This window comes from Trinickia symbiotica (genome assembly GCF_002934455.1).
In the GTDB taxonomy this organism is placed as follows: Bacteria; Pseudomonadota; Gammaproteobacteria; order Burkholderiales; family Burkholderiaceae; genus Trinickia; species Trinickia symbiotica.
The window spans coordinates 1-18,948 of record NZ_PTIR01000022.1 but is presented as its reverse complement, the minus strand read 5'-3'; the positions used below and the strand labels follow the sequence as shown (position 1 = coordinate 18,948).

12 protein-coding genes and 1 pseudogene are annotated in these 18,948 nt (G+C 62.2%); 8 read left to right on the top strand and 5 right to left on the bottom strand.

Annotation, left to right across the window (positions count from 1 at the left end):
* Nucleotides 1-152: 152 nt before the first annotated feature.
* Nucleotides 153-557: a nuclear transport factor 2 family protein gene (locus B0G57_RS25220; protein ID WP_018441064.1), complete on the bottom strand. Its 405-nt coding sequence runs from the start codon at nucleotides 555-557 to the stop codon at nucleotides 153-155.
* A 434-nt stretch (nucleotides 558-991) separates the two neighbouring features.
* Here B0G57_RS25220 and B0G57_RS25215 point away from each other — a divergent pair, with 434 nt between their 5' ends.
* The 3 genes from B0G57_RS25215 to B0G57_RS25205 are packed head-to-tail and all read left to right on the top strand — an operon-like array spanning nucleotide 992 to nucleotide 3,563.
* A complete protein-coding gene (locus B0G57_RS25215) occupies nucleotides 992-1,738 on the top strand; it encodes an ABC transporter permease (protein ID WP_223258531.1) in 747 nt (248 codons plus the stop codon).
* A 25-nt stretch (nucleotides 1,739-1,763) separates the two neighbouring features.
* A complete protein-coding gene (locus B0G57_RS25210; RefSeq protein WP_018441066.1) occupies nucleotides 1,764-2,783 on the top strand; it encodes a taurine ABC transporter substrate-binding protein in 1,020 nt (339 codons plus the stop codon).
* A 42-nt stretch (nucleotides 2,784-2,825) separates the two neighbouring features.
* Entirely contained in the window at nucleotides 2,826-3,563 is a 738-nt protein-coding gene (locus tag B0G57_RS25205; protein ID WP_018441067.1) for an ABC transporter ATP-binding protein, read from the top strand.
* 74 nt (nucleotides 3,564-3,637) lie between these two features.
* Here the strand turns inward: B0G57_RS25205 and B0G57_RS25200 are convergent, their stop codons facing one another.
* Nucleotides 3,638-4,450 (bottom strand): IclR family transcriptional regulator, encoded by an 813-nt coding sequence (locus B0G57_RS25200; protein ID WP_018441068.1) that lies wholly within the window; start codon nucleotides 4,448-4,450, stop codon nucleotides 3,638-3,640.
* Nucleotides 4,451-4,731: 281 nt separating this feature from the next.
* Between B0G57_RS25200 and B0G57_RS25195 the strand changes: the two genes are divergently transcribed.
* The 5 genes from B0G57_RS25195 to B0G57_RS25175 all read left to right on the top strand — a co-directional run bounded on the left by B0G57_RS25195 (nucleotide 4,732) and on the right by B0G57_RS25175 (nucleotide 12,617).
* On the top strand, nucleotides 4,732-6,147 hold the full coding sequence (locus tag B0G57_RS25195) for an NAD(P)/FAD-dependent oxidoreductase (protein ID WP_018441069.1): 1,416 nt from the start codon (nucleotides 4,732-4,734) through the stop codon (nucleotides 6,145-6,147).
* Between the two features lie 206 nt (nucleotides 6,148-6,353).
* Nucleotides 6,354-7,772 (top strand): amino acid permease, encoded by a 1,419-nt coding sequence (locus B0G57_RS25190; protein ID WP_026229747.1) that lies wholly within the window; start codon nucleotides 6,354-6,356, stop codon nucleotides 7,770-7,772.
* 137 nt (nucleotides 7,773-7,909) lie between these two features.
* Nucleotides 7,910-10,867, top strand: a complete 2,958-nt coding sequence (locus B0G57_RS25185) for a molybdopterin oxidoreductase family protein (RefSeq protein ID WP_018441072.1) — start codon at nucleotides 7,910-7,912, stop codon at nucleotides 10,865-10,867.
* A complete protein-coding gene (locus tag B0G57_RS25180) occupies nucleotides 10,864-11,604 on the top strand; it encodes a 4Fe-4S dicluster domain-containing protein (RefSeq protein WP_026229748.1) in 741 nt (246 codons plus the stop codon). The genes B0G57_RS25185 and B0G57_RS25180 overlap by 4 nt, the downstream gene beginning before the upstream one ends.
* Before the next feature lie 65 nt (nucleotides 11,605-11,669).
* Complete coding sequence (locus B0G57_RS25175; RefSeq protein ID WP_018441074.1) at nucleotides 11,670-12,617, top strand: dimethyl sulfoxide reductase anchor subunit family protein; 948 nt, start codon at nucleotides 11,670-11,672, stop codon at nucleotides 12,615-12,617.
* Between the two features lie 24 nt (nucleotides 12,618-12,641).
* Here B0G57_RS25175 and pdxR read toward each other — a convergent pair whose 3' ends face one another.
* From pdxR to B0G57_RS25160, 3 genes and pseudogenes are all read right to left on the bottom strand, one after another.
* On the bottom strand, nucleotides 12,642-14,183 hold the full coding sequence (gene pdxR, locus B0G57_RS25170) for a MocR-like pyridoxine biosynthesis transcription factor PdxR (RefSeq protein WP_026229749.1): 1,542 nt from the start codon (nucleotides 14,181-14,183) through the stop codon (nucleotides 12,642-12,644).
* A gap of 162 nt (nucleotides 14,184-14,345) precedes the next feature.
* Complete coding sequence (locus B0G57_RS25165; protein ID WP_146013300.1) at nucleotides 14,346-18,212, bottom strand: ATP-binding protein; 3,867 nt, start codon at nucleotides 18,210-18,212, stop codon at nucleotides 14,346-14,348.
* A gap of 510 nt (nucleotides 18,213-18,722) precedes the next feature.
* Nucleotides 18,723-18,948: pseudogene (locus B0G57_RS25160) on the bottom strand (ferritin-like domain-containing protein); the annotation flags it as partial.

The following is an 18,948-nucleotide window of genomic DNA, read 5'->3' as shown; positions in this document are numbered from 1 at the left end:
AGCGTGTCTCCGGTCATCGTTTAACGGAATATGTCGTTCCAGATACTAGGCAGTGCCCACCTGCGGTCAAGGCATTGCACCAGCCGACGAAGAATTTGGAATGAAATGAAATGATTCGTTTCGAAAGGCGTGAGAGGGCAGGTCTGCATTCGTCACGCCGGCTGCTTTGGCCGTTCTTTGCGGAACGCCCGCTTGACTGCGATTAGCCCGTCGCGGAATTCGAACAGGTCGCAGCCTTCGGCTTCGATGCGCCAGCCTTCGATGTGCGTACCCGTGAACACCCATTCCGACACGCCGCGCTCGCCGATGACGTAGTGGCGGCCGTGCCCCCAATGCGCGTCGGGGAAGCTCTGAAATACCGCTTCGAATGCGGCGCGCACTGCGGCGCGGCCGACGAAGCGCGTCCCATAGACTTCCGGGCCCGCCGCCGCTTCGAACACGCAGTCCTCGGTCATCCATCCCATCAACGCGTCGGCATCGTGGCGATTGAATGCATCGGAAAAAGCGGCGAGCGTGTCGGCCGTCACGCGCGAAGCGTCGAGGGTCGTTTCTGTCATACATGTCTCCTTGAGGGATGGTCCAGGCCGCGAAGCGCGCGAGCGGCACAAGGCGGCACCAATAGGGAGACGTTAATGGTTGGCTGTAGACGGTGGTAGCGCCAGTTCGGCGGTTTCCGTTGGGCCAGCACCAGCGGAAGCCAAGCTGCCCGCGGCGAGCGGCGCTGGACCCATCGGATCCTTTTGCGTGGCACTACCGGGCCGCTTATTGATTGACAATCCTTGACTCAACGAACGAGTTTGCACTCGAGTGCTGGGCTAAACACTGAAATCGGTGCGTCTCAGCGCTGACTATACTTTTTGTGGGACTTAAGGAGACGGCAGTGAGAGTAAGAGCCCTACCTGGACACGGGAAGACTGTCGAGCGCTCGAGGGCGCAGAGCGAGGCAAAAATCAAGCTGCGTCGCGTCGGCAGCGGCATGAAGTCCTACTGGTTGACCGGCGCCGTACTCATCATATCGGTCTTGATCTGGCAGGCCGTATCAATGGCCGGCGTATTTCCGCCGTTCGCACTGCCTTCGCCGGTAGCGGTTTGGCAGTCGTTCGTCGAAATCATCCGAAATGGATACGGCGGACAGTCGCTGACCGGCGACATTTTGATCAGCTGTTTTCGCATCGTTATTGGTTTCGTCGGAGCCGTCGCGATCGGCGTGCCGGTCGGTCTTTTGATGTCGCGCAACAAAATCATTTTCGACCTCATCGACCCGCTGCTGCAATTCGTTCGACCAGTTCCGCCTCTCGCTTACATCCCGCTTCTCGTTGTCTGGTTCGGCATCGGAGAGCTGCCGAAGGCCATCCTCATTCTCGTCGGCACGATCCCGGTCATCATCATCGGAACCATGTCGGGCGTAAAGAGTACGCCGCCGCTCAGAATTGCCGTGGCCCGCACTTTGGGCGCGACCAACGCGCAAATCTTCCGCAAGATCGTGTTGCCGTCCGCGTTGCCGGAGATATTCACATCAATGCGCGTGGGTATAGGGGTGGCCTGGACCTGCCTGGTCGCGGCAGAACTTATTGCCGCCAGCAGCGGGCTGGGATGGCTCGTGCAGTTCGCGGGACAAGCGCTGCAAGTTGCCGTCGTGATAGTGGGCATCGTCATCATCGGGGTAATCGGCTATGCCATGGAGTTGGTGATACGCAAGCTCGAGAATTGGATCGTGCCCTGGCGGGGACATGATTGAGTTCAACCATCGGTGGAGACAAGACATGAAAACGAAATACGGAATCCAGCTCGCGAGCGCGGCGCTGTGGGTCGGCGGCTGTCTTATCGCCGGTTTAGCCTGTGCACAGGGAAAGCCGAAAGTCGTCATTGGCTACGAGGACAACGGCGCTGATCCGTACATGGTCTCCATGGCGGAGCACATGTTCGAACGCCATATGAATGCCGACGTCGATTACAAGCTCTTCAGTTCCGGGCCGGCCGCCATGAGCGCGCTGGCGTCGAACAGCCTGTCGTTCATGTGCGGGCTCGGGGTACCGCCGCTCGTCACGGCCATCGCGCAGGGCTTGCCGATGACGATTGTCTATAACCAGGAACGCTATACGAACGCAGCTGGCATCGTGGTTAAGCCCGAAAGCGGCATTCACGACGTCGCGGGCCTGCAAGGCAAGAAGATCGCGATCGTGGCTGGCTCGCAAGCGTCATTCGAGTTGGCGACTTTCCTGGCTCAGGCGCACGTACCGTACACGTCTGTGACGCAAATCAATATGGCGCCCCCGCAAATGCGTACGTCTTGGGTGACAGGCGCGATCGATGCCGCCATCGTCTGGGACCCGGTGTTCAGCGCACTGCGGGAGGCGGGCGGCAAAGCCATCAAGACCGACGGCGACTTGCCGCGCAACGCGTCGAGCTACAACGTCTGCATCGCCAACGCCGATTGGGCGAAGGCGCACCCCGATCTCGTGAAAGGGTTCGTCGCCGCGCTGGACGAAGGCTATCAAGTCACACAAAAGGATCCGGATAAGGCGATCGCGGAGATGGCCAAGCAAACGGGCGTCACGGTGCCCGTCGCCAAAAGCGAACTGGCGGGCTATGAGCTTTTTTCGGGGGCTGATCAGACGACGCCGAAGGTAATGGGCTCGGGCGCCGGCGTCAAGACGTCTGCAACGTACGAGACGTTGGTCAACACCGCCAAGGTCCTCAACCAGATCGGACGCATACAAACGGTGCCGTCGAGCTTCGAAGCCAACGTCGCGCCGCAATATTCGCAATCGCTCGCTCATTGAGCCGGCGCGAAAGAGTAGTCATTTCATCCGCAGGAGACGGACTTGAATATCGTTATTGATTCCCTGTACAAGACCTTCGGCTCGACCTCCGCACTCGAGAACATCAATCTGCAGTTTCAGGGCGGCGAGTTCGTCACGGTGCTGGGGGCGTCCGGCTGCGGCAAGACCACGTTGCTGCATCTGCTGGCCGGCCTGACGTCGCCCTCGAAGGGCAACATCTTCATAGACGGGGAGGTCAAGGACCAGCCGGGCGAAGACCGCGTCGTCGTGTTTCAGCAGGCTGGGTTGTTCCCCTGGCTCACCGTCGAGGAGAACATCGAATTCGGGCTTTCTCTCCATTCGGTGCCTAAGGCCGAGCGCCATCGGGCCTCGGCAGAGATATTGCGCACCATCGGCCTCGAGAACTTCGCTGGGCACAAGCCCTACGAGCTGTCGGGCGGGATGCAGCAGCGCGTGGCCATTGCGCGGGCGCTCGTGATGAAACCGAAGGTGCTGCTGATGGATGAGCCCTTTGGTGCATTGGACGCGCAGACGCGCAGCGCCATGCAGACGTTCTTGACGGCCCTTTGGGACCAGCTGAGGTGCACCATCGTGTTTATCACGCACGACATCGACGAAGCCATCTTTCTCGGGACGCGCCTCGTCGTGCTGTCCTCGCGGCCGGGGCGGGTCGCGCTAGACGTCCCTATCGAATTGGAGCGACCGCGTACGCCGCAAGTCGCCTTCGATCCGCATTTCCTGGAGTTGAAGAAACAGGCAATGGGCATTCTCGCGCATTGAGAAGACCGGCGGCGCTGGCGTGCGCGCCACGCTGCGCTCCGGGCAGCGCGCGATTTGCCGCCGTTGCCTCGCGGTTAGCCGTCGCCCCCTTGTAGAAGCGGCGCGAGGCGGCTCGCAGCTTCGCGCATCCGCGGCACGGCTTTGAGCAAATCGTCGAGCGTGGCGCGCGCGGTAGGCGCATGCACGGCCAGCGCTGCGAGCACGCGGCCGCCGGCGGCCGCGCGAACGGGGACCGCGACCGCCACCATTCCCCGCACGAATTCCTCGTTGTCTATCCCGACGTCGCGTTTTGCGAGGCGCTCGAGTTCAGCGGCGAGCCGTTGCGGATCCGTAAGCGTCCGGTAGGTCATCTTGCTGAGCGTCATCCGCGCCAGCATGGCGTTACGCTCCACGGTCGTCATTTGTGACAAAAAGAGCTTGCCGCTCGCCGTGCAATGCAGCGGCACGCGCATGCCCGGACGCATCTCGAGCCGCAACGGCTCGGTCGTTTCCACGCGCTCGACGTACAGCACCGCATCATTGTCGAGTGCCGTGAGATTGCAGGTTTCGCCGAGTGCGTCGACCAGCGTGCGCAATGCGGCACGGCATGCCCTCGTAAACGTATTGTTCGAAAGCGCCGACAGCGCGAACTGTGCAGCACGCGGGCCGAGTGCGATCGCCCGATCGTGACCGCGCGAATCCGGCATATGCATGACATAGCCGCGCGCCTCCAGCGCTTCGATCATCCGAAGCAGCGTGGCTTTGGGAATGTGCAAGCGGACGGATAGCTGCGACAGCGTGTACGGTTGTCCCGCCAACGCAAGCGTTTCGAGCACGGCAAGCGCTCGCAGCACGCGTGCGTCGTCCAGGGTGGCGGTTTCGCCCTGCACGGGAGAGGGAACGTGCATGCGTCTCCTACGGAAGCAAATAAAAACGAACCATTCTGTACCGTTTTCCAGCATGCGCCATGGATGCCCGCGTTGACTATGCTGGTTTGCGCTGATCCATGCGGCCAGGGCATCGCGTCGCCATACCGTGACCGTCCATTGCACTGGTCCAAGCGAATTCGCGCCACTGGTTCTACCTTCGCCAAATTCGCCTACCTACACTTTCTTCAACGGATCGGTGCGCCTAAGCCTGTGCGCACGATCGACCAAAGACAACACATTCATCATTAGGAGTCGTCATCATGGAATACAGCTCAGTCGAGCGAGCGGCGAGCGGTTTCGTCGGAGGGGCGCCCGTCGATCGGCGCTACGACCCGACCTATGATCCGCTCGTTTCGCCCGGCCCCGGGCATGGCAAGGAATACGCGCCGACCTATTGGGTGGCGACGGCCGGTACGCCCCCCGCCGACGACGGTCCCATCACGAGAGATATCGATGTTGACGTCGCGATCATCGGCTCGGGCTATACCGGGCTTGCGACGGCGATCTGCCTTGCGCGCGAGCATGGCATCAAGGCGGTCGTGCTCGAAGCGAATCGCACGAGCTGGGGCTGCAGCAGCCGCAACGGCGGCCAGGCGCAAAACGCATCGGGACGGTTGTCGCGCTCGCAGTGGATCGAACGCTGGGGCAAGGACGTCGCGTTGAAGATGCACGATGAGATTCTGGAGGGATTCAATCACTTCAAATCGTTCTTGGATGAGATCGATTGCGACCCGCAGCCGGGCGGCCATTTTCTGATCGCGCATCGTCCCCGCATCATGCAAAAGCTAGCTGCCGAGGCGAAGGTTTGGAAGGACGTTTTCGGCTATCCGTCCGAGCTGCTGAGCGCGGATACGTTGCGGCGCGAGTTCCTGAACGACCACGAGGCGGCCGGCGCTTTGCACGAGCCGGAAGGCATCGGCATTCATGCGGCGAAGCTCGCGTTCGGCTATTTGCGGCTCGCACGCGAGGCAGGCGCTCGGGTCTATACGAGCAGCCCTGTCATCGGTTGGAAGACGGTGGGCGGGGTGCATCATCTGCATACGCCGGGCGGCATTGTTCGCGCCCGCGCAGTGGGGATCGCGACGGGTGCCTACACGGCGCAGACACTGCATCCGTCGCTGCGCAGCAAAGTGATGCCGATCCTATCGAACTCGATGGTCACGCGTGTGCTGACCGATGAGGAGATTCGCGCGTGCAATTTCCGCACGACACAGGTTCTGACCGATACGCGCACCCTGCGCTTTTATTACCGCTTCCTGCCCGACCGGCGACTGCAGATCGGCAGCCGCAGCGCGATCACCGGCCGGGACGCGCCGAACCCGCACCATCTGGATTTGCTGAAGGAAGGGATGGCGCGCAAGTTTCCGGCGCTGCGCGGTGTGCAGATTGATTTTTCCTGGTGGGGCTGGGTCGACGTCAGCCACGACATGATGCCTCGCGTTTGCCAGCCTGATCCGAAGCAGTCGGTCTATTACGCGCTCGGCTACGGCGGCAACGGCGTGTCGTACTCGCAGCAAGCGGGCAGACGGCTCGCCGAGCACATCGCCGGCAAGGCTTCGCATCTGACGCTGCCGATCTTCACGAGCCCACTGCCGGGCCATATCTTCGCGCCGTTCCGGCGAATCGGGCAGCGCATGCTCTACCTCGAGTACTTCAGGCGCGACGAAAGGCCTTGAGCCCGCCGCTCGCCGTGCGCGGCGAGTGAGCCAAGCACGCCCGGCATAGGCAGGCCGGGCTTCGCATCACCAAAACAAAGCGATGAGCGGATTCATGCGGCGGGGCGCGCATGCGTCGTAGCGCGCACGCGCGTCATCGATGTGCCCGTACACATACGCCATCACTCGGGAGCGGGCCCCCCTCATTACCAAGATATGGAGAAGACATGCAACCTACGATGGACCGCAGCAACCTCAAGTGTGGGCTCAAACAGCGCCATATGACGATGATCGCGCTCGGCGGCGTGATCGGTGCCGGGCTTTTCGTTGGCAGCGGCGTGGTCATTCAGCAGACCGGCCCCGCCGCGATCCTTTCCTTCCTGATCACGGGCGGCCTTGTCGTCCTCGTGATGCGGATGCTCGGGGAGATGGCGTGTGCAATGCCCGCCGTCGGGTCTTTCTACGAATACGCGCGACTCGCATTTGCGAACCGGCGCGGGCCGGGCCGGCTAGCCGGCTTTCTGACCGGCTGGATGTACTGGTATTTCTGGGTGATCGTAGTGGCGCTCGAGGCGGTTGCAGGAGCCAAGCTCATTCAGTTTTGGATCCCCGACGCGCCCGCATGGATCATCAGCCTCGTGCTCCTCATCGTACTTACCGCGACGAACTTGATTTCAGTGGGCAGCTATGGGGAGTTCGAGTTCTGGTTTTCGTCGATCAAGGTAGGCGCGATCATGGTCTTTCTGCTCCTCGGTGGCCTCTACGTGACCGGCTTTTGGCCCGCGTCCATGCACACGAGCGCGGTACTGCCTACGCTCCTCGGGCACGGCGGGTTTATGCCGCTCGGGATTGGGCCCGTGATGAGCGGCGCGGTGGCGGCGACAGGCTTTTACTTCGGCGCCGAAATCGTAACCATCGCCGCGGCGGAGGCGCGCGAGCCCGCGAAGGCCGTGGCGAAGGCGACGAACTCCGTGATTACGCGCGTGCTCGTGTTCTACGTCGGGTCGGTGGCGCTCGTGGTCGCGCTCGTGCCGTGGAATTCGCCGGCCATGGCCACGCCGTACGTCAGCGCGCTTCGCGTCATGGGGCTACCCGCGGCCGCGAACATCATGAATGCCATTGTGTTGACCGCGGTGCTGTCGGCGCTCAATTCGGGCCTTTATGCCGCTTCGCGGATGCTGTTCGCGCTGACGCGCAACGGCGACGCACCGGCCGCGCTTGCCGCGGTCAACAAACGCGGCGTGCCCGTACGCGCAATTTTGCTAGGTACCTTGTTTGGGTACGTCTCGGTTGTGATGTCGTATATCTCCCCCGATACCGTATTCGCATTTTTAGTCGATTCCTACGGCACCGTCGCCATTTTCGTGTATGTGCTGATCGCGCTTTCGCAGCTTCGCTTGCGCGGCCGACTCGACCGTGAGGCCGAGGGCAAGCTGCGCGTCAAGATGTGGGGCTTTCCGTATCTGACCTGGCTGTCGATCATCGGCATGATCGGCATCCTGATCGCGATGGCATTCATTCCCGATCAGCGCAAGCCGCTTTGGCTCGGCGTCGCAAGCTTAGGCCTGCTGCTGGGCGGATACAAGGTGTTCGTACACCGGCGCGAGCGCGCGCGGTACGTCGACGAGCACGAACTCGTGTCATGAACTATCGTGCCGGCCGATAGTTGCGATCATCGAATACGACTTTTTTCCGGCTTCACGCGAACGTAGCATTGACGTACCGATTCAGCGTTGGGGCCTTGCGAAGGGCCGGCGACGCCATCCGCGAACGAGGAAGGACGATGGACCATCATCCGCGCACCCAGGACGAGAAGCTCGAGATCAAGACGACGACCTGCTACATGTGCGCATGTCGTTGCGGAATCCGCGTGCATTTGCGCGACGGCGAAGTGCGCTACATCGACGGCAACCCTGACCACCCGTTGAACCAGGGCGTGATCTGCGCGAAGGGCTCGTCGGGGATCATGAAGCAGTACTCGCCCGCGCGCCTCACGCGGCCGCTGCTGCGCAGGCGCGATGCGGAGCGTGGCGAAGCGCAGTTCGTCCCGGTGTCGTGGGAGGTGGCGTTCGACATGCTCGAAAAGCGTCTCGGGCACCTGCGCGCGACCGATCCAAAGAAGTTCGCGCTCTTCACGGGACGCGATCAGATGCAAGCCCTGACGGGTCTCTTCGCGAAACAATTCGGCACCCCTAACTATGCGGCGCACGGAGGCTTTTGTTCGGCGAACATGGCGGCCGGTATGATCTATACGATCGGCGGCTCGTTCTGGGAGTTCGGCGGCCCCGATCTCGACAACGCGCGGCTCTTCTTCATGATCGGAACGGCCGAAGACCACCATTCGAATCCGCTGAAGATCGCGTTATCGAAATTCAAGCGGGCCGGCGGGCGCTTCATCGCCATCAATCCGGTGCGTACCGGCTATGCGGCCATTGCGGACGAATGGATCCCGATTCGCCCGGGCACGGACGGCGCGCTGTTCATGGCCCTGATCCGAGAGTTGATCGAGCAGGGCGCATACGACCGCGCATTCGTCGAGCGCTTCACGAATGCGGGCGAGCTCGTCGACCTGCGCGAGGAATCCGATACGTTTGGGTTGTTCGTGCGCGATGCCGACGCGCCGGAAGGCAACGCACTGTTTCCGCAGAATCATTTGTGGTGGGACGCGCGCACGAATCGCCCAGTGCTCAATCGCGCTGAAGGTGCGCAGCCGGCGCTCGATGGAAGGTATGCGCTCGCCGACGGCACACCGGTCGCACCGTCGTTTGCCCTGCTGCGTGACCAAGTCGCACACTGCACGCCGCAATGGGCCGCCGAGATCACGGGCATCTCCGCGGATACCATTGCGCGTATCGCGCGCGAAATGGCCACCGTCGCGCGCGAGCAGCGGATCGTGCTGCCGATTCAGTGGACTGACTCATGGGGCAAGACGCACGACACGGTGGAAGGTGCGCCGATCGCATTTCACGCGATGCGTGGGCTCGCCGCGCATTCGAACGGCTTCCAGACGATTCGCGCGATGTCGATTCTGATGTCACTGCTCGGCACGATCGACCGGCCGGGCGGCTTCCGTCACAAGGCGCCGTATCCGCGCGCGGCGCCGCCGTCGGCGAAACCGCCGAACGATCCGGCCGTCGTCAAGCCAAACACGCCGCTTGCAACCGGCCCGCTTGGCTGGCCCGCTGCGCCGACCGATCTGTTCATTCACGAGGACGGTTCCCCGGCCCGCATCGATAAGGCGTTCTCATGGGAATATCCGCTCGCGGTGCATGGGCTCATGCATTCCGTCATCACCAACGCCTGGCGCGGCGATCCGTATCCGATCGACACGCTGCTTATTTTCATGGCCAATATGGCGTGGAATTCGTCGATGAATCCGGTGGAAGTGCGCAAAATGCTGGTCGACAAGCGCGATGACGGCGAATACAAGATTCCGTTCCTTGTTGTTTGCGACGCATTCGAATCGGAGATGACCGCATTCGCCGATTTGATCCTGCCCGATACGACGTATCTGGAGCGCCATGACGTGATGTCCGTGCTCGATCGTCCGATCTCTGAATTCGACGGTCCGGTGGATTCCGTGCGGGTGCCGGTGGTGCCGCCGACGGGCGAATGCAAACCGTTTCAGGAAGTGCTGATCGAATTGGCGAGCCGGCTCAAGTTTCCGGCTTTCATCACGGCCGACGGCAAACGTAAGTTTCGCGACTATCCGGACTTCATCGTCAACTTCCAGACGGCGCCCGATTCGGGCACCGGGTTTCTGATCGGTTGGCGCGGCGAGGACGGCACGAAGGCCGTCGTCGGCGAGCCGAATCCGAAGCAGTGGGAGCAGTACGCCAAGAACAATTGCGTCTATCACCATCGGTTGCCCGAGTCGCTGCAGTACATGCGCAACTGCAACGGGCCGTATATTGAATGGGCTGTCGAGAACGGGATGCGCAAGTACGCAGTGCCGATCGTGATCCAGCTTTATTCGGAAGTGATGCAGACGTTTCGCCTGGCCGCGCAAGGCAAGACGAAAGGCCGCCAACCGCCCGAGCACCTCAGGGCGCGCATCGAACGCTATTTCGATCCGCTGCCGTTCTGGTATCCGCCGCTGGAACAGGACACGACCGATCTCGATCGTTTTCCGCTCGCGGCGATCACACAACGGCCGATGGCGATGTATCACTCCTGGGACTCGCAAAACGCGTGGCTGCGGCAGATTCACGGGGAGAACCATTTGTTCGTGAATCCCGCGGTGGCTGCGGAAGAGGGGATCGAGGACGGGGGCTGGATCTATGTCGAATCGCCGTGGGGGAAGGTGCGCTGCCGCGCGCGCTATAGCGAGGCGGTGGAGCCCGGCACGGTGTGGACTTGGAATGCGATCGGCAAGGCGGCCGGCGCGTGGAATCTAGGACCGAACGCGGGCGAGTCGCAGCGCGGCTTCTTATTGAACCACGTGATCACCGACGAGTTGCCGAGCGATACGCGTGCCGGCGAGCGGATGTCCAACTCGGATCCGATCACTGGGCAAGCCGGCTGGTACGACGTGCGCGTGCGCATTTATCGGGCCGAGGCCGATGCCTCGACCACGCTGCCGCAATTCGCCCCGATGCATCCGCTGCCCGGTTCGACGAGCGTGCTTCAACGCGTGCAGGCCTATTTCGCCGGCAAAGGCGAGTTCGCGGCGCGGCTGCGCCGGGCGGCGGCATGGGCTGCCGCCGACGACGGCGCGACTTCTCAGGGAGACGAACAATGACTCAAATGGCTCTTGTCATCGATCTGAACGTCTGCGTCGGTTGCCACGCATGCGTGACGAGCTGCAAGGAATGGAACACGTCGGGCGAGGCGGGCAGCCTCGCCGACATGCGGCCCTATGACGATGATCCGTCGGGCACATTCTTCAATCGCGTGCAGACGTACGAAGCCGGCGTGTTCCCCATGACCGACACGATCCATTTCCCGAAGTCGTGCCTGCATTGCGAGGATCCGCCCTGCGTGCCGGTCTGTCCAACCGGGGCGAGCTACAAGCGCAAGTCGGACGGTATCGTGCTCGTCGATTACGACAAGTGCATCGGCTGCAAATACTGCGCGTGGGCATGCCCCTATGGTGCGCGGGAGTTGGACGAGGGCCGCAAGGAAATGACGAAGTGCACGCTCTGCGCGGACCGAATCTATAACGAAGCGTTGCCCGAACGCGATCGTAAGCCTGCGTGCGTGCTTGCCTGTCCGACATCGGCACGGCTATTCGGCGATATTCACGACCCGGACTCGGAGGTATCGCGTGCGATTCGCGAGCGCGGCGGCTATGCGCTGATGCCCGAGTGGGACACCAAGCCTTCGAATCATTATCTGCCGCGCGTGAAGGCCGAGTCGTCGTGCGGCTGCGGTAATGGCGCCGGCTGCGGGAATGCGGCTGCGCCCGATGACGCGACGCTCCAAGCGCAGCTCGAACGCGGCGAAGTGAATCTCGCGGCATTGGCCGCGCACCGTTAAGCGGTCGCGAACCGACAGCCATCGTCGCATTGACGCATCGATACACTGGCATAGACGGAGCCCCCATGCGGCCAGCTTTCTCAGTCATTTTTCTCACGACGCTTTGCGGTGCGGCGCAGGGACTGCTGCTCACGCTTGTCGCCGTCGAAGCCGCTTCCCGTGCCGTCGGCGTTGCAGTGCCTTCGGCGTTCTATGTGTCCGGGTCGGCATTGGCGGTCGTGCTCGGCGCGCTCGGACTTGCCGCGTCGTTCTTCCATCTCGGGCATCCCGAGCGCGCGTGGCGGGCGATCGCGATGTGGCGTACGTCGTGGCTCTCGCGCGAATGCATCGCGTTGCCGGTTTTTCTTGCGCTGGCCACCGCGTACGGTGCCGCGCATTGGGCCGGCATAAGCGCTACGCTTGAAATCGGCGCACTCGCGGCGGCTGCGAGCGTCGCGCTGTTCGTCTGCACAGCCATGATTTATGCCTGCCTGCGCTTCCTGCAGGAATGGGCAAGCCCATACACGCTCGTGAACTTCGCGTTGCTCGGCTGCGCCTCCGGCTGCACGCTGGCGACCGCTTGCGCGTCTTGGCTTGCGCCTGCGCTCGTGAGCGTACTTGCGGCGTGTGCTTGCTTGCTGACGGTCGCCGGTTGCGCGACACGCTTGGCATCGCTTGCGCGCAACGCGCGCCTCAAACCGAAGTCGACCGTGCAGAGCGCGACCGGCATTCGCCACGTAAAGGTCGAGCAGAAGTCCCGGGGCTTTACGGCGAGCGCATTCAACACGCGCGAATTCTTCCACGGGAGGAGCGGCGCAACGCTGCAGGCCGTCAAGATCGGTTTTTTGATCGGCGCATTCGCGGTGCCGTTCGTTCTTACGGGCGTGGGTGCGCTGGCGCCGCGATCGGCTGCGGCGGCCGTCGCGCTCGCTGCGGCGTTCGTGATCCAATATGTGGGACTGCTTGCCGAGCGCTGGTTTTTCTTCGCCGATGCGCGGCATCCGCAGAACATCTACTATCAGCGCGCGTCGTAGCCGCGCCGTTTGGCCGCCGTTCGTCTAACCCATGCGCTGCTGCGCTTGCACGCATTGCGCAAGTGCCCGCACGCCCGGCTCGATCTTCTCGGGCGCAATGGCCGAGAAGCCCATGCGGAAGCAGCGACGTGCTTGCGCATCGTCGTTCATGAAGAAGACGTTGCCGGGCTCTATCACGACGCCGACCGCCTGCGCATCCGCGGCAAGGCGTTCCGCGTCGAGCCAGGCGGGCCCCTCGACCCATGACGACGCACCGCCTGTTATGGGCACGTAACGCGCTTGCGGCAGGTGCGCGTCGAGCGCCGCCATGAGCGCCTGCGCGCGTTCGCGATAAGCGTGCGCGAGCCGCCGCAGCAGCGCGTCATGATGCCCGAGTGCGAGAAACGTCGCGAACGCGCGTTGCACGTAGCCCACCGGGTGCCGCACCATCAATCGCCGCAGCGCGCGCAGTTCGCGAATCAACTCGCGCGGGCCGACGACGTAGCCGAGCCGCAGGCCCGGGGCGAATGTCTTCGACAAACTGCCGACATAGATCACGCGATCGGCCGTATCGAGGCTTTTCAACGCGGGATGCGGCGTGCCGGAGAAGGTGTTTTCGCTCTCGTAGTCGTCCTCGACGATCACGAAGTCGTGCTTCTTGGCACACTCGAGCAACGCGCGGCGCCGCTCCAGCGGCATCGTCGCTGTCGTCGGGCATTGGTGGCTCGGCGTTACATATACGTAATCGCAGCAAGCGAGCGTATCGTCGAGTGCTTCCGGCGCGATGCCGTTTTCATCCACCTCCAGCGGCAGCAACCGCGCATTCCGGTTTTCGAAGATGTTGCGTGCATCGGGGTAGCCCGGATTTTCGAAGCCGACAGTCGTATCTTCGTCGCACAGTAGATCGGCGATCAAGTACAAGGCCTGCTGACAGCCGATTGTGATGACGATTTCATCCGGCATCGCGAACACGCCGCGCCGCGGCAGCACGCGCGTGCGGATCTGCTGGATCAGGGATTCGTCGTCGCGCTCGATGAGGTCGGGCGCCCAGTTGCGAATTTCCATGACCGAGAGCGCCTTCATGCAGCACTCGCGCCAGTCGTTCGTTGGAAATAGCGATTGATCGAATTGCCCGTAGATGAACGGGAACTCATAATGCTGCCAATTCGCGGGCTTGACGATGTTGCGTTGATTCGATGGCGGGTGCGCGATGCGTTGCCGCCAGAGCGGCCGTCCCGCCGTCTCGTCCGCGATGGGTTGCCCTTCGGCACGCGCGGCGGCCCGGGTCGCGCCCAGGTCGGGCGAGCCGCGCAGCATCTCCGGATTGACGAAGTGCCCGCTGCGTTCGCGCGAGATCAGATAACCTTCGTCGACGAGCATTTGGTAACTGAGCACGACGGTGTTGCGTGCGACGCCGAGCTGATCGGCCAGCTCGCGGCTGGACGGGAGCGCGACATCGGGCTGCAATTGGCCATCGAGGATGGCGGCGACAAGCATTTGTCGGATCTGATCCTGCAGGCTCGTCTTAGATGCCGATGACCGCGTAAATTGCTGGGCCCATAAAGCGGTCGGCGTGCGGCTCGGCATGCTGGCTCCTATGCTGTGACTGTGACGCAAACGTGGCTCGAAAGCCCGAAGGCGGTGCCTATCTGCATCATAAATGCGACGCCCGATCGCTTCAAATATGCGCAATCGGGAGTCGCGCGCCGTTACAGGCACAGGCAATGTTTTATAGCGTGGGTGAATCGACTAACTTGCGGTTTCGCCGTCTTTGGAAAGCTTAGAGAGCAGCAACATGAGCTCTGCGTATTTGGCGGGTTTGACAATATGGGCGTCGAAGCCGGCGTCCTTGGATTTTTGGACAGCGTCGTCCTGTCCCCACCCCGTCAGTGCGATCAGCATGACGTCGCGTCCCCATTCCGTCTCACGTATGAGTCGCGCCGCCTCGTAACCGTTGAACTTGGGTAGACCGATATCGAGCAGGATGACGTCTGGACGTAACCGTTGAGCTTCTCGAACGGCTTCTATACCGTCACCGGCCGTATAAGTTACGTTGCCGGTGAGCTCGAGCAGAACGGCGAGCGACGCCGCGGAGTCGGGATCGTCGTCGACAACGAGGATGCAGCGTTTTGGCTGCGCTTCCTCGCTCGTCTGCGCCGAGCCCTCATATGAGTGGTCTTCCAGGGCGAGGGCCGGCAGTCGCACGACAAATTCGCTACCGCGACCGGGGCCGTCGCTTACCGCCGCGACAGTCCCTCCATGCATCTCCACCAACCGCTTTACCAGCGCCAGACCGATGCCCAACCCTCCCTGCGCCCGCTCCAACGAGCGATCGACCTGAACGAACAGTTCGAATACCTTCGGCAGTTCATCGGAGCTGATGCCCACTCCAGAGTCCTTGAGCCTGATGATAAGGTCACCGCCTTGCCTCGCGGCTGTCAGCCATATCTGACCGCCTTGCTCCGTGTACTTGCACGCGTTGTTGAGCAGGTTGACGAGCACTTGAACCAGCCGGGCCGGATCGGCGTTCAAATACACGGGCTCCGATGGCAGCGTGACAGTGAGCGCATGCTGAAAGCGATTGATCGACGGACGACACGTTTCGATGGCCTGCCGGACGATCGGCTCGAGCTCGACAATCTCTTTGCGAAGCTGCAGCTTGTCACGACTGATCCGACTGGCGTCGAGCAAATCATCGACGAGTCTCACCAATTGGGTCAACTGGCGTTCTATGGTGCTCGCCGCCCGACGGACAGAAGCCTCGTTACCGTTAGAGCGTCTGAGAATCTCGAGCGTATTCGCCAGGGGAGCAAGTGGCCCTCGCAATTCGTGAGCCAGCATGGCGAGAAAGTCGTCTTTTTGGCGTGCGGCGATTTTCAGCGCTTCTCGATTTTCCTCGAGCATCTTGCGCGTGATGACTTGCTCCGAGATATCGCGGAAGTAGCAGACTACGCCCTGGCGGCCGTCAGGAAGCGGAATGCGATTGATCCGCCACTCGTAGTACTCCCAGACGCCGCGATCGATCCGAAATTCTGCTCGTTCGGGCATCACGAAGGGCTCCCCCGTTGCCAGAGTGTGCCGGAAGATACCTACCACTTCATCCGCGTACGCGGTTCCCCAAAGGATTCGGAGGATTTCGTCGAAATCGCGGCCAATCACGCCGCCGGGGATGTTGCCAAAGACCGGCAACGCCACCGGATTGACTTCGCGGATGCGGAAGTCGGAATCAACCAGGTAGACGCCCAGTGGCGCCTGATCGAGAAGCGTCTTGAATTGCGCGGCACGCTGGCGCAGCACCTCGTCGGTTTCAAGGCGCAGCCGCGAGATCTGCAGATGCGCGCCCACCCTCGCTATCAGCTCGCGCGCGCTGAACGGCTTGATCAGGTAGTCGTCGGCGCCTGCCTCCATTCCTTCGATCCGGCTCTCTTCCCCCGCGCGAGCCGACAGCATGATGACGGGAAGGCGCGCGGTCTTCGGGTCAGTACGCAGTGCACGCAGCAGGCCGAAGCCATCGAGCTTCGGCATCATGACATCCGTGAGGACCAAGTCAGGTGGACGTGCGCGGGCGACCGCAAGAGCCTCCGCACCGTCAGGTACCACTTCGATTTCGTAGTGCTCGGCGAGTAAATGCGTCAGGTATTCGCGCATGTCGGCATTGTCGTCCGCGGCGAGCACCCGGGGGCGCTCGCGTTTGTCGGTCCGGTTGGCAGACGCAATCACCGAGGGGCTCAGCGCGGATACGGGGGCCACGGAATTCCTGCTTCGCGCGTTATCCGGCAACCAGCCTAGCGCTTCCTCCACGAAGGGCCGAGCTCCCTTGCCGGCACCTGGCTGAGCGGGTGCGTTATCGATCGGATCGGGTAACGAGCGAGGCCGGCCGATTGGCACGGTCACGACAAACGTGCTGCCGTCCCCAACGCGGCTCTCCACGCGAATCTCGCCGCCGTGCAGCTTCACGAGTTCCTTGGTCAAGGCCAGCCCGATACCGCTTCCCTCATAGGTGCGTCCCCGCGCATTCTCGATTCGATGAAACCGCTCAAAGAGGTGGGGAAGCTCATCCGCCGGTATGCCGGTGCCGGTGTCGCGCACGTGCAGTTCGGCGACATTCTCGAGCTGACGCAGCGTGACGACGATTTCACCTTCGAACGTAAATTTGAAGGCGTTTGAAATCAGGTTGAGGACGATTTTCTCCCACATTCCCCGATCGACGGATACGGTAGTGGCGAGTGGTGGGCAATCCACTCGTAGCTTGAGTCCGGCTCGTTCGCAAGCAGAACGGAAGACGCTCGCCAAATCGGCGGTATACGCCGCCAGGTCCGTCGGCTCATAAATTGCCTGCATGCGGCCCGCTTCGATTCTCGAAAAGTCGAGCAGCGAATTGACCAACCGCAATAGCCGCAAGCCATTGCGGTTGACGATCTCCAGCTGCGCCGTTGTTCCAGGAGAAAGCTCGGCCGCGGCCCGGCTCAAAAGATCCTCGATCGGTCCCAGCATCAGAGTGAGGGGCGTACGAAACTCATGGCTGACGTTGGAAAGGAATGCCGTCTTGGCTCGATTCAATTTTGCAAGGGCTTCTGCCCGCTGCTTCTCGACTTCATAGGCGCGAGCGTTCGCGATCGCGGTGGCGATTTGCGTCACGACCAGCGAGAGGAAGTCGCGGTAATGCTCGTCCCATTTCAGGCGTGAGCTGATGCCGGTCACCATGAACCCGACAGGTTCATGAGCGGCACTCGAGGGAATGGGAATGACGACAGCCTTTTCAGGGGGATCCGACCATGGCCCGGGGGGGACTGCGGCGAACCGCTCAGCGAGGTGCTCGACCACCTGGATGCCGTCAGACTGCATCGCGGTATGCACCGGCCATAGCTCGCCGGCCGGCGCCTCCAAGTCGATGCGTGACCGGGCGACGTCGTCGCCTTCGACGATGCCCGCCGCACCCGCAAGCGTCGCACTCCCGCTACCGGGATCGAGAATGTAAAGCAATACGAACGGCAGGTCCTTGTCGTATGCGCCCATTGTCCGCGCGGCGATCGCGCACGCTTCATGGACGGTCTTTGCGTCACTGCCTCGAGCCGCCAAATCGCGCAAGGCACGAATGCGCCGTTCGCCTACGACCTGTTCGGTGATCTCGTGGACCGTCGCGAGTACGCCGCCGATACCGCCGGGCGCGGTGTCGTCGGGGACGGGGCTATAGGCAATCGTGAAATGGCTTTCCTCGACGAACCCATAACGGTTGATCTCGAGGAAGATGTCATCATCCCAGGTCGCGGGCCCGCCACGAAAGGGCCGGTCGATCAAAGGGCCGATGATGTGCCAGATCTCCTGCCAGCACTCGCTCGCCGGTCGGCCGAGGGCCTGCGCCGGGTGCTTCTTGCCCGGAATGGGCCGGTAGGCATCGTTGTAGAACTGAATGTATTCCGGGCCCCACCATAAGATGTGGGGAAACCGGTTCGCCAGCATGATGCGCACCGTAGTCCTGAGCGCGGGCGACCAGGCTTCGATGGCGCCCACCGGCGTCTGCGACCAGTCGAACGCTCGAATGCGTTCGCCCATCTCGCCACCGGCAAGGAAAGTACCACCGAGTCCATCAACGGTTGAAGCAACGCTCTGCTTCATGTTCTGGCTCCAGCGATTTCCACCGGCGGCAAAGACACCTGCGATTCCCTTGCGCTGCAACGGAAGCACATGTCTATCGGGGACGAGTGAGTTCCCCATCGAAGGTGTAGGCGCATGTACGACACCTTCCGCGCTCACCCAGCACTCCGAGAAGGCGGTCAAGCTGATAGGGCGCGAGCAAGCAACGTGCCAGATCAGATCGCAGACTCGCTGTTGCGGCCGATGCCGTGCCGCGGGACGGGTCGCGTCCACGCTCAATCAAGGCCGCGTCGTTCTTTCCTTGCATCGAATCGCCGCGGATTCGTTCTATCGTCCGGACCCTGCCTCCACAACGACGTTACCGGCGTGGGCCATGCTCCGGGCTCAGCGGCTGACTGGTCGGCATGTTTTACAACAGCGTCGACCCGGCGATGGGTTTTCAGGCGACCCTGAGAGGTGTGGTGGCGCTGCTGATGGGCGGCCTCGCCAATGTCGCGTGAATGGAGGGCTGCTTGCGGCCCGCGCTGTCGTTCACGGCAGGGTCGCGCATTCCTTTCGGTAGCGGTTGAGTTCCTGCACGCTGGCGAGGTTGCGATCGAATAGTAGAGACAGGTTGTGCAGGATGCGCTCGACGACCTTCTTCTCCCAGCCGTCGTCAAAATGGATCTGCTCGTCGAGCCAGCGCTCGAGCCATTCGGGATCGGGCAGGCGCGATTGCACCGTGTCGCGCGGGAACAGCGCCTGGTTCACGTGCAGG

Bases quoted from the DNA above. Each gene is read 5' to 3' on its own strand.
- B0G57_RS25220 (WP_018441064.1), bottom strand. From the start codon at position 557: ATGACAGAAACGACCCTCGACGCTTCGCGCGTGACGGCCGACACGCTC.
- B0G57_RS25210 (WP_018441066.1), top strand. From the start codon at position 1,764: ATGAAAACGAAATACGGAATCCAGCTCGCGAGCGCGGCGCTGTGGGTC.
- B0G57_RS25200 (WP_018441068.1), bottom strand. From the start codon at position 4,450: ATGCACGTTCCCTCTCCCGTGCAGGGCGAAACCGCCACCCTGGACGAC.
- B0G57_RS25195 (WP_018441069.1), top strand. From the start codon at position 4,732: ATGGAATACAGCTCAGTCGAGCGAGCGGCGAGCGGTTTCGTCGGAGGG.
- B0G57_RS25190 (WP_026229747.1), top strand. From the start codon at position 6,354: ATGCAACCTACGATGGACCGCAGCAACCTCAAGTGTGGGCTCAAACAG.
- B0G57_RS25185 (WP_018441072.1), top strand. From the start codon at position 7,910: ATGGACCATCATCCGCGCACCCAGGACGAGAAGCTCGAGATCAAGACG.
- B0G57_RS25180 (WP_026229748.1), top strand. From the start codon at position 10,864: ATGACTCAAATGGCTCTTGTCATCGATCTGAACGTCTGCGTCGGTTGC.
- B0G57_RS25175 (WP_018441074.1), top strand. From the start codon at position 11,670: ATGCGGCCAGCTTTCTCAGTCATTTTTCTCACGACGCTTTGCGGTGCG.
- pdxR (WP_026229749.1), bottom strand. From the start codon at position 14,183: ATGCCGAGCCGCACGCCGACCGCTTTATGGGCCCAGCAATTTACGCGG.
- B0G57_RS25165 (WP_146013300.1), bottom strand. From the start codon at position 18,212: ATGAAGCAGAGCGTTGCTTCAACCGTTGATGGACTCGGTGGTACTTTC.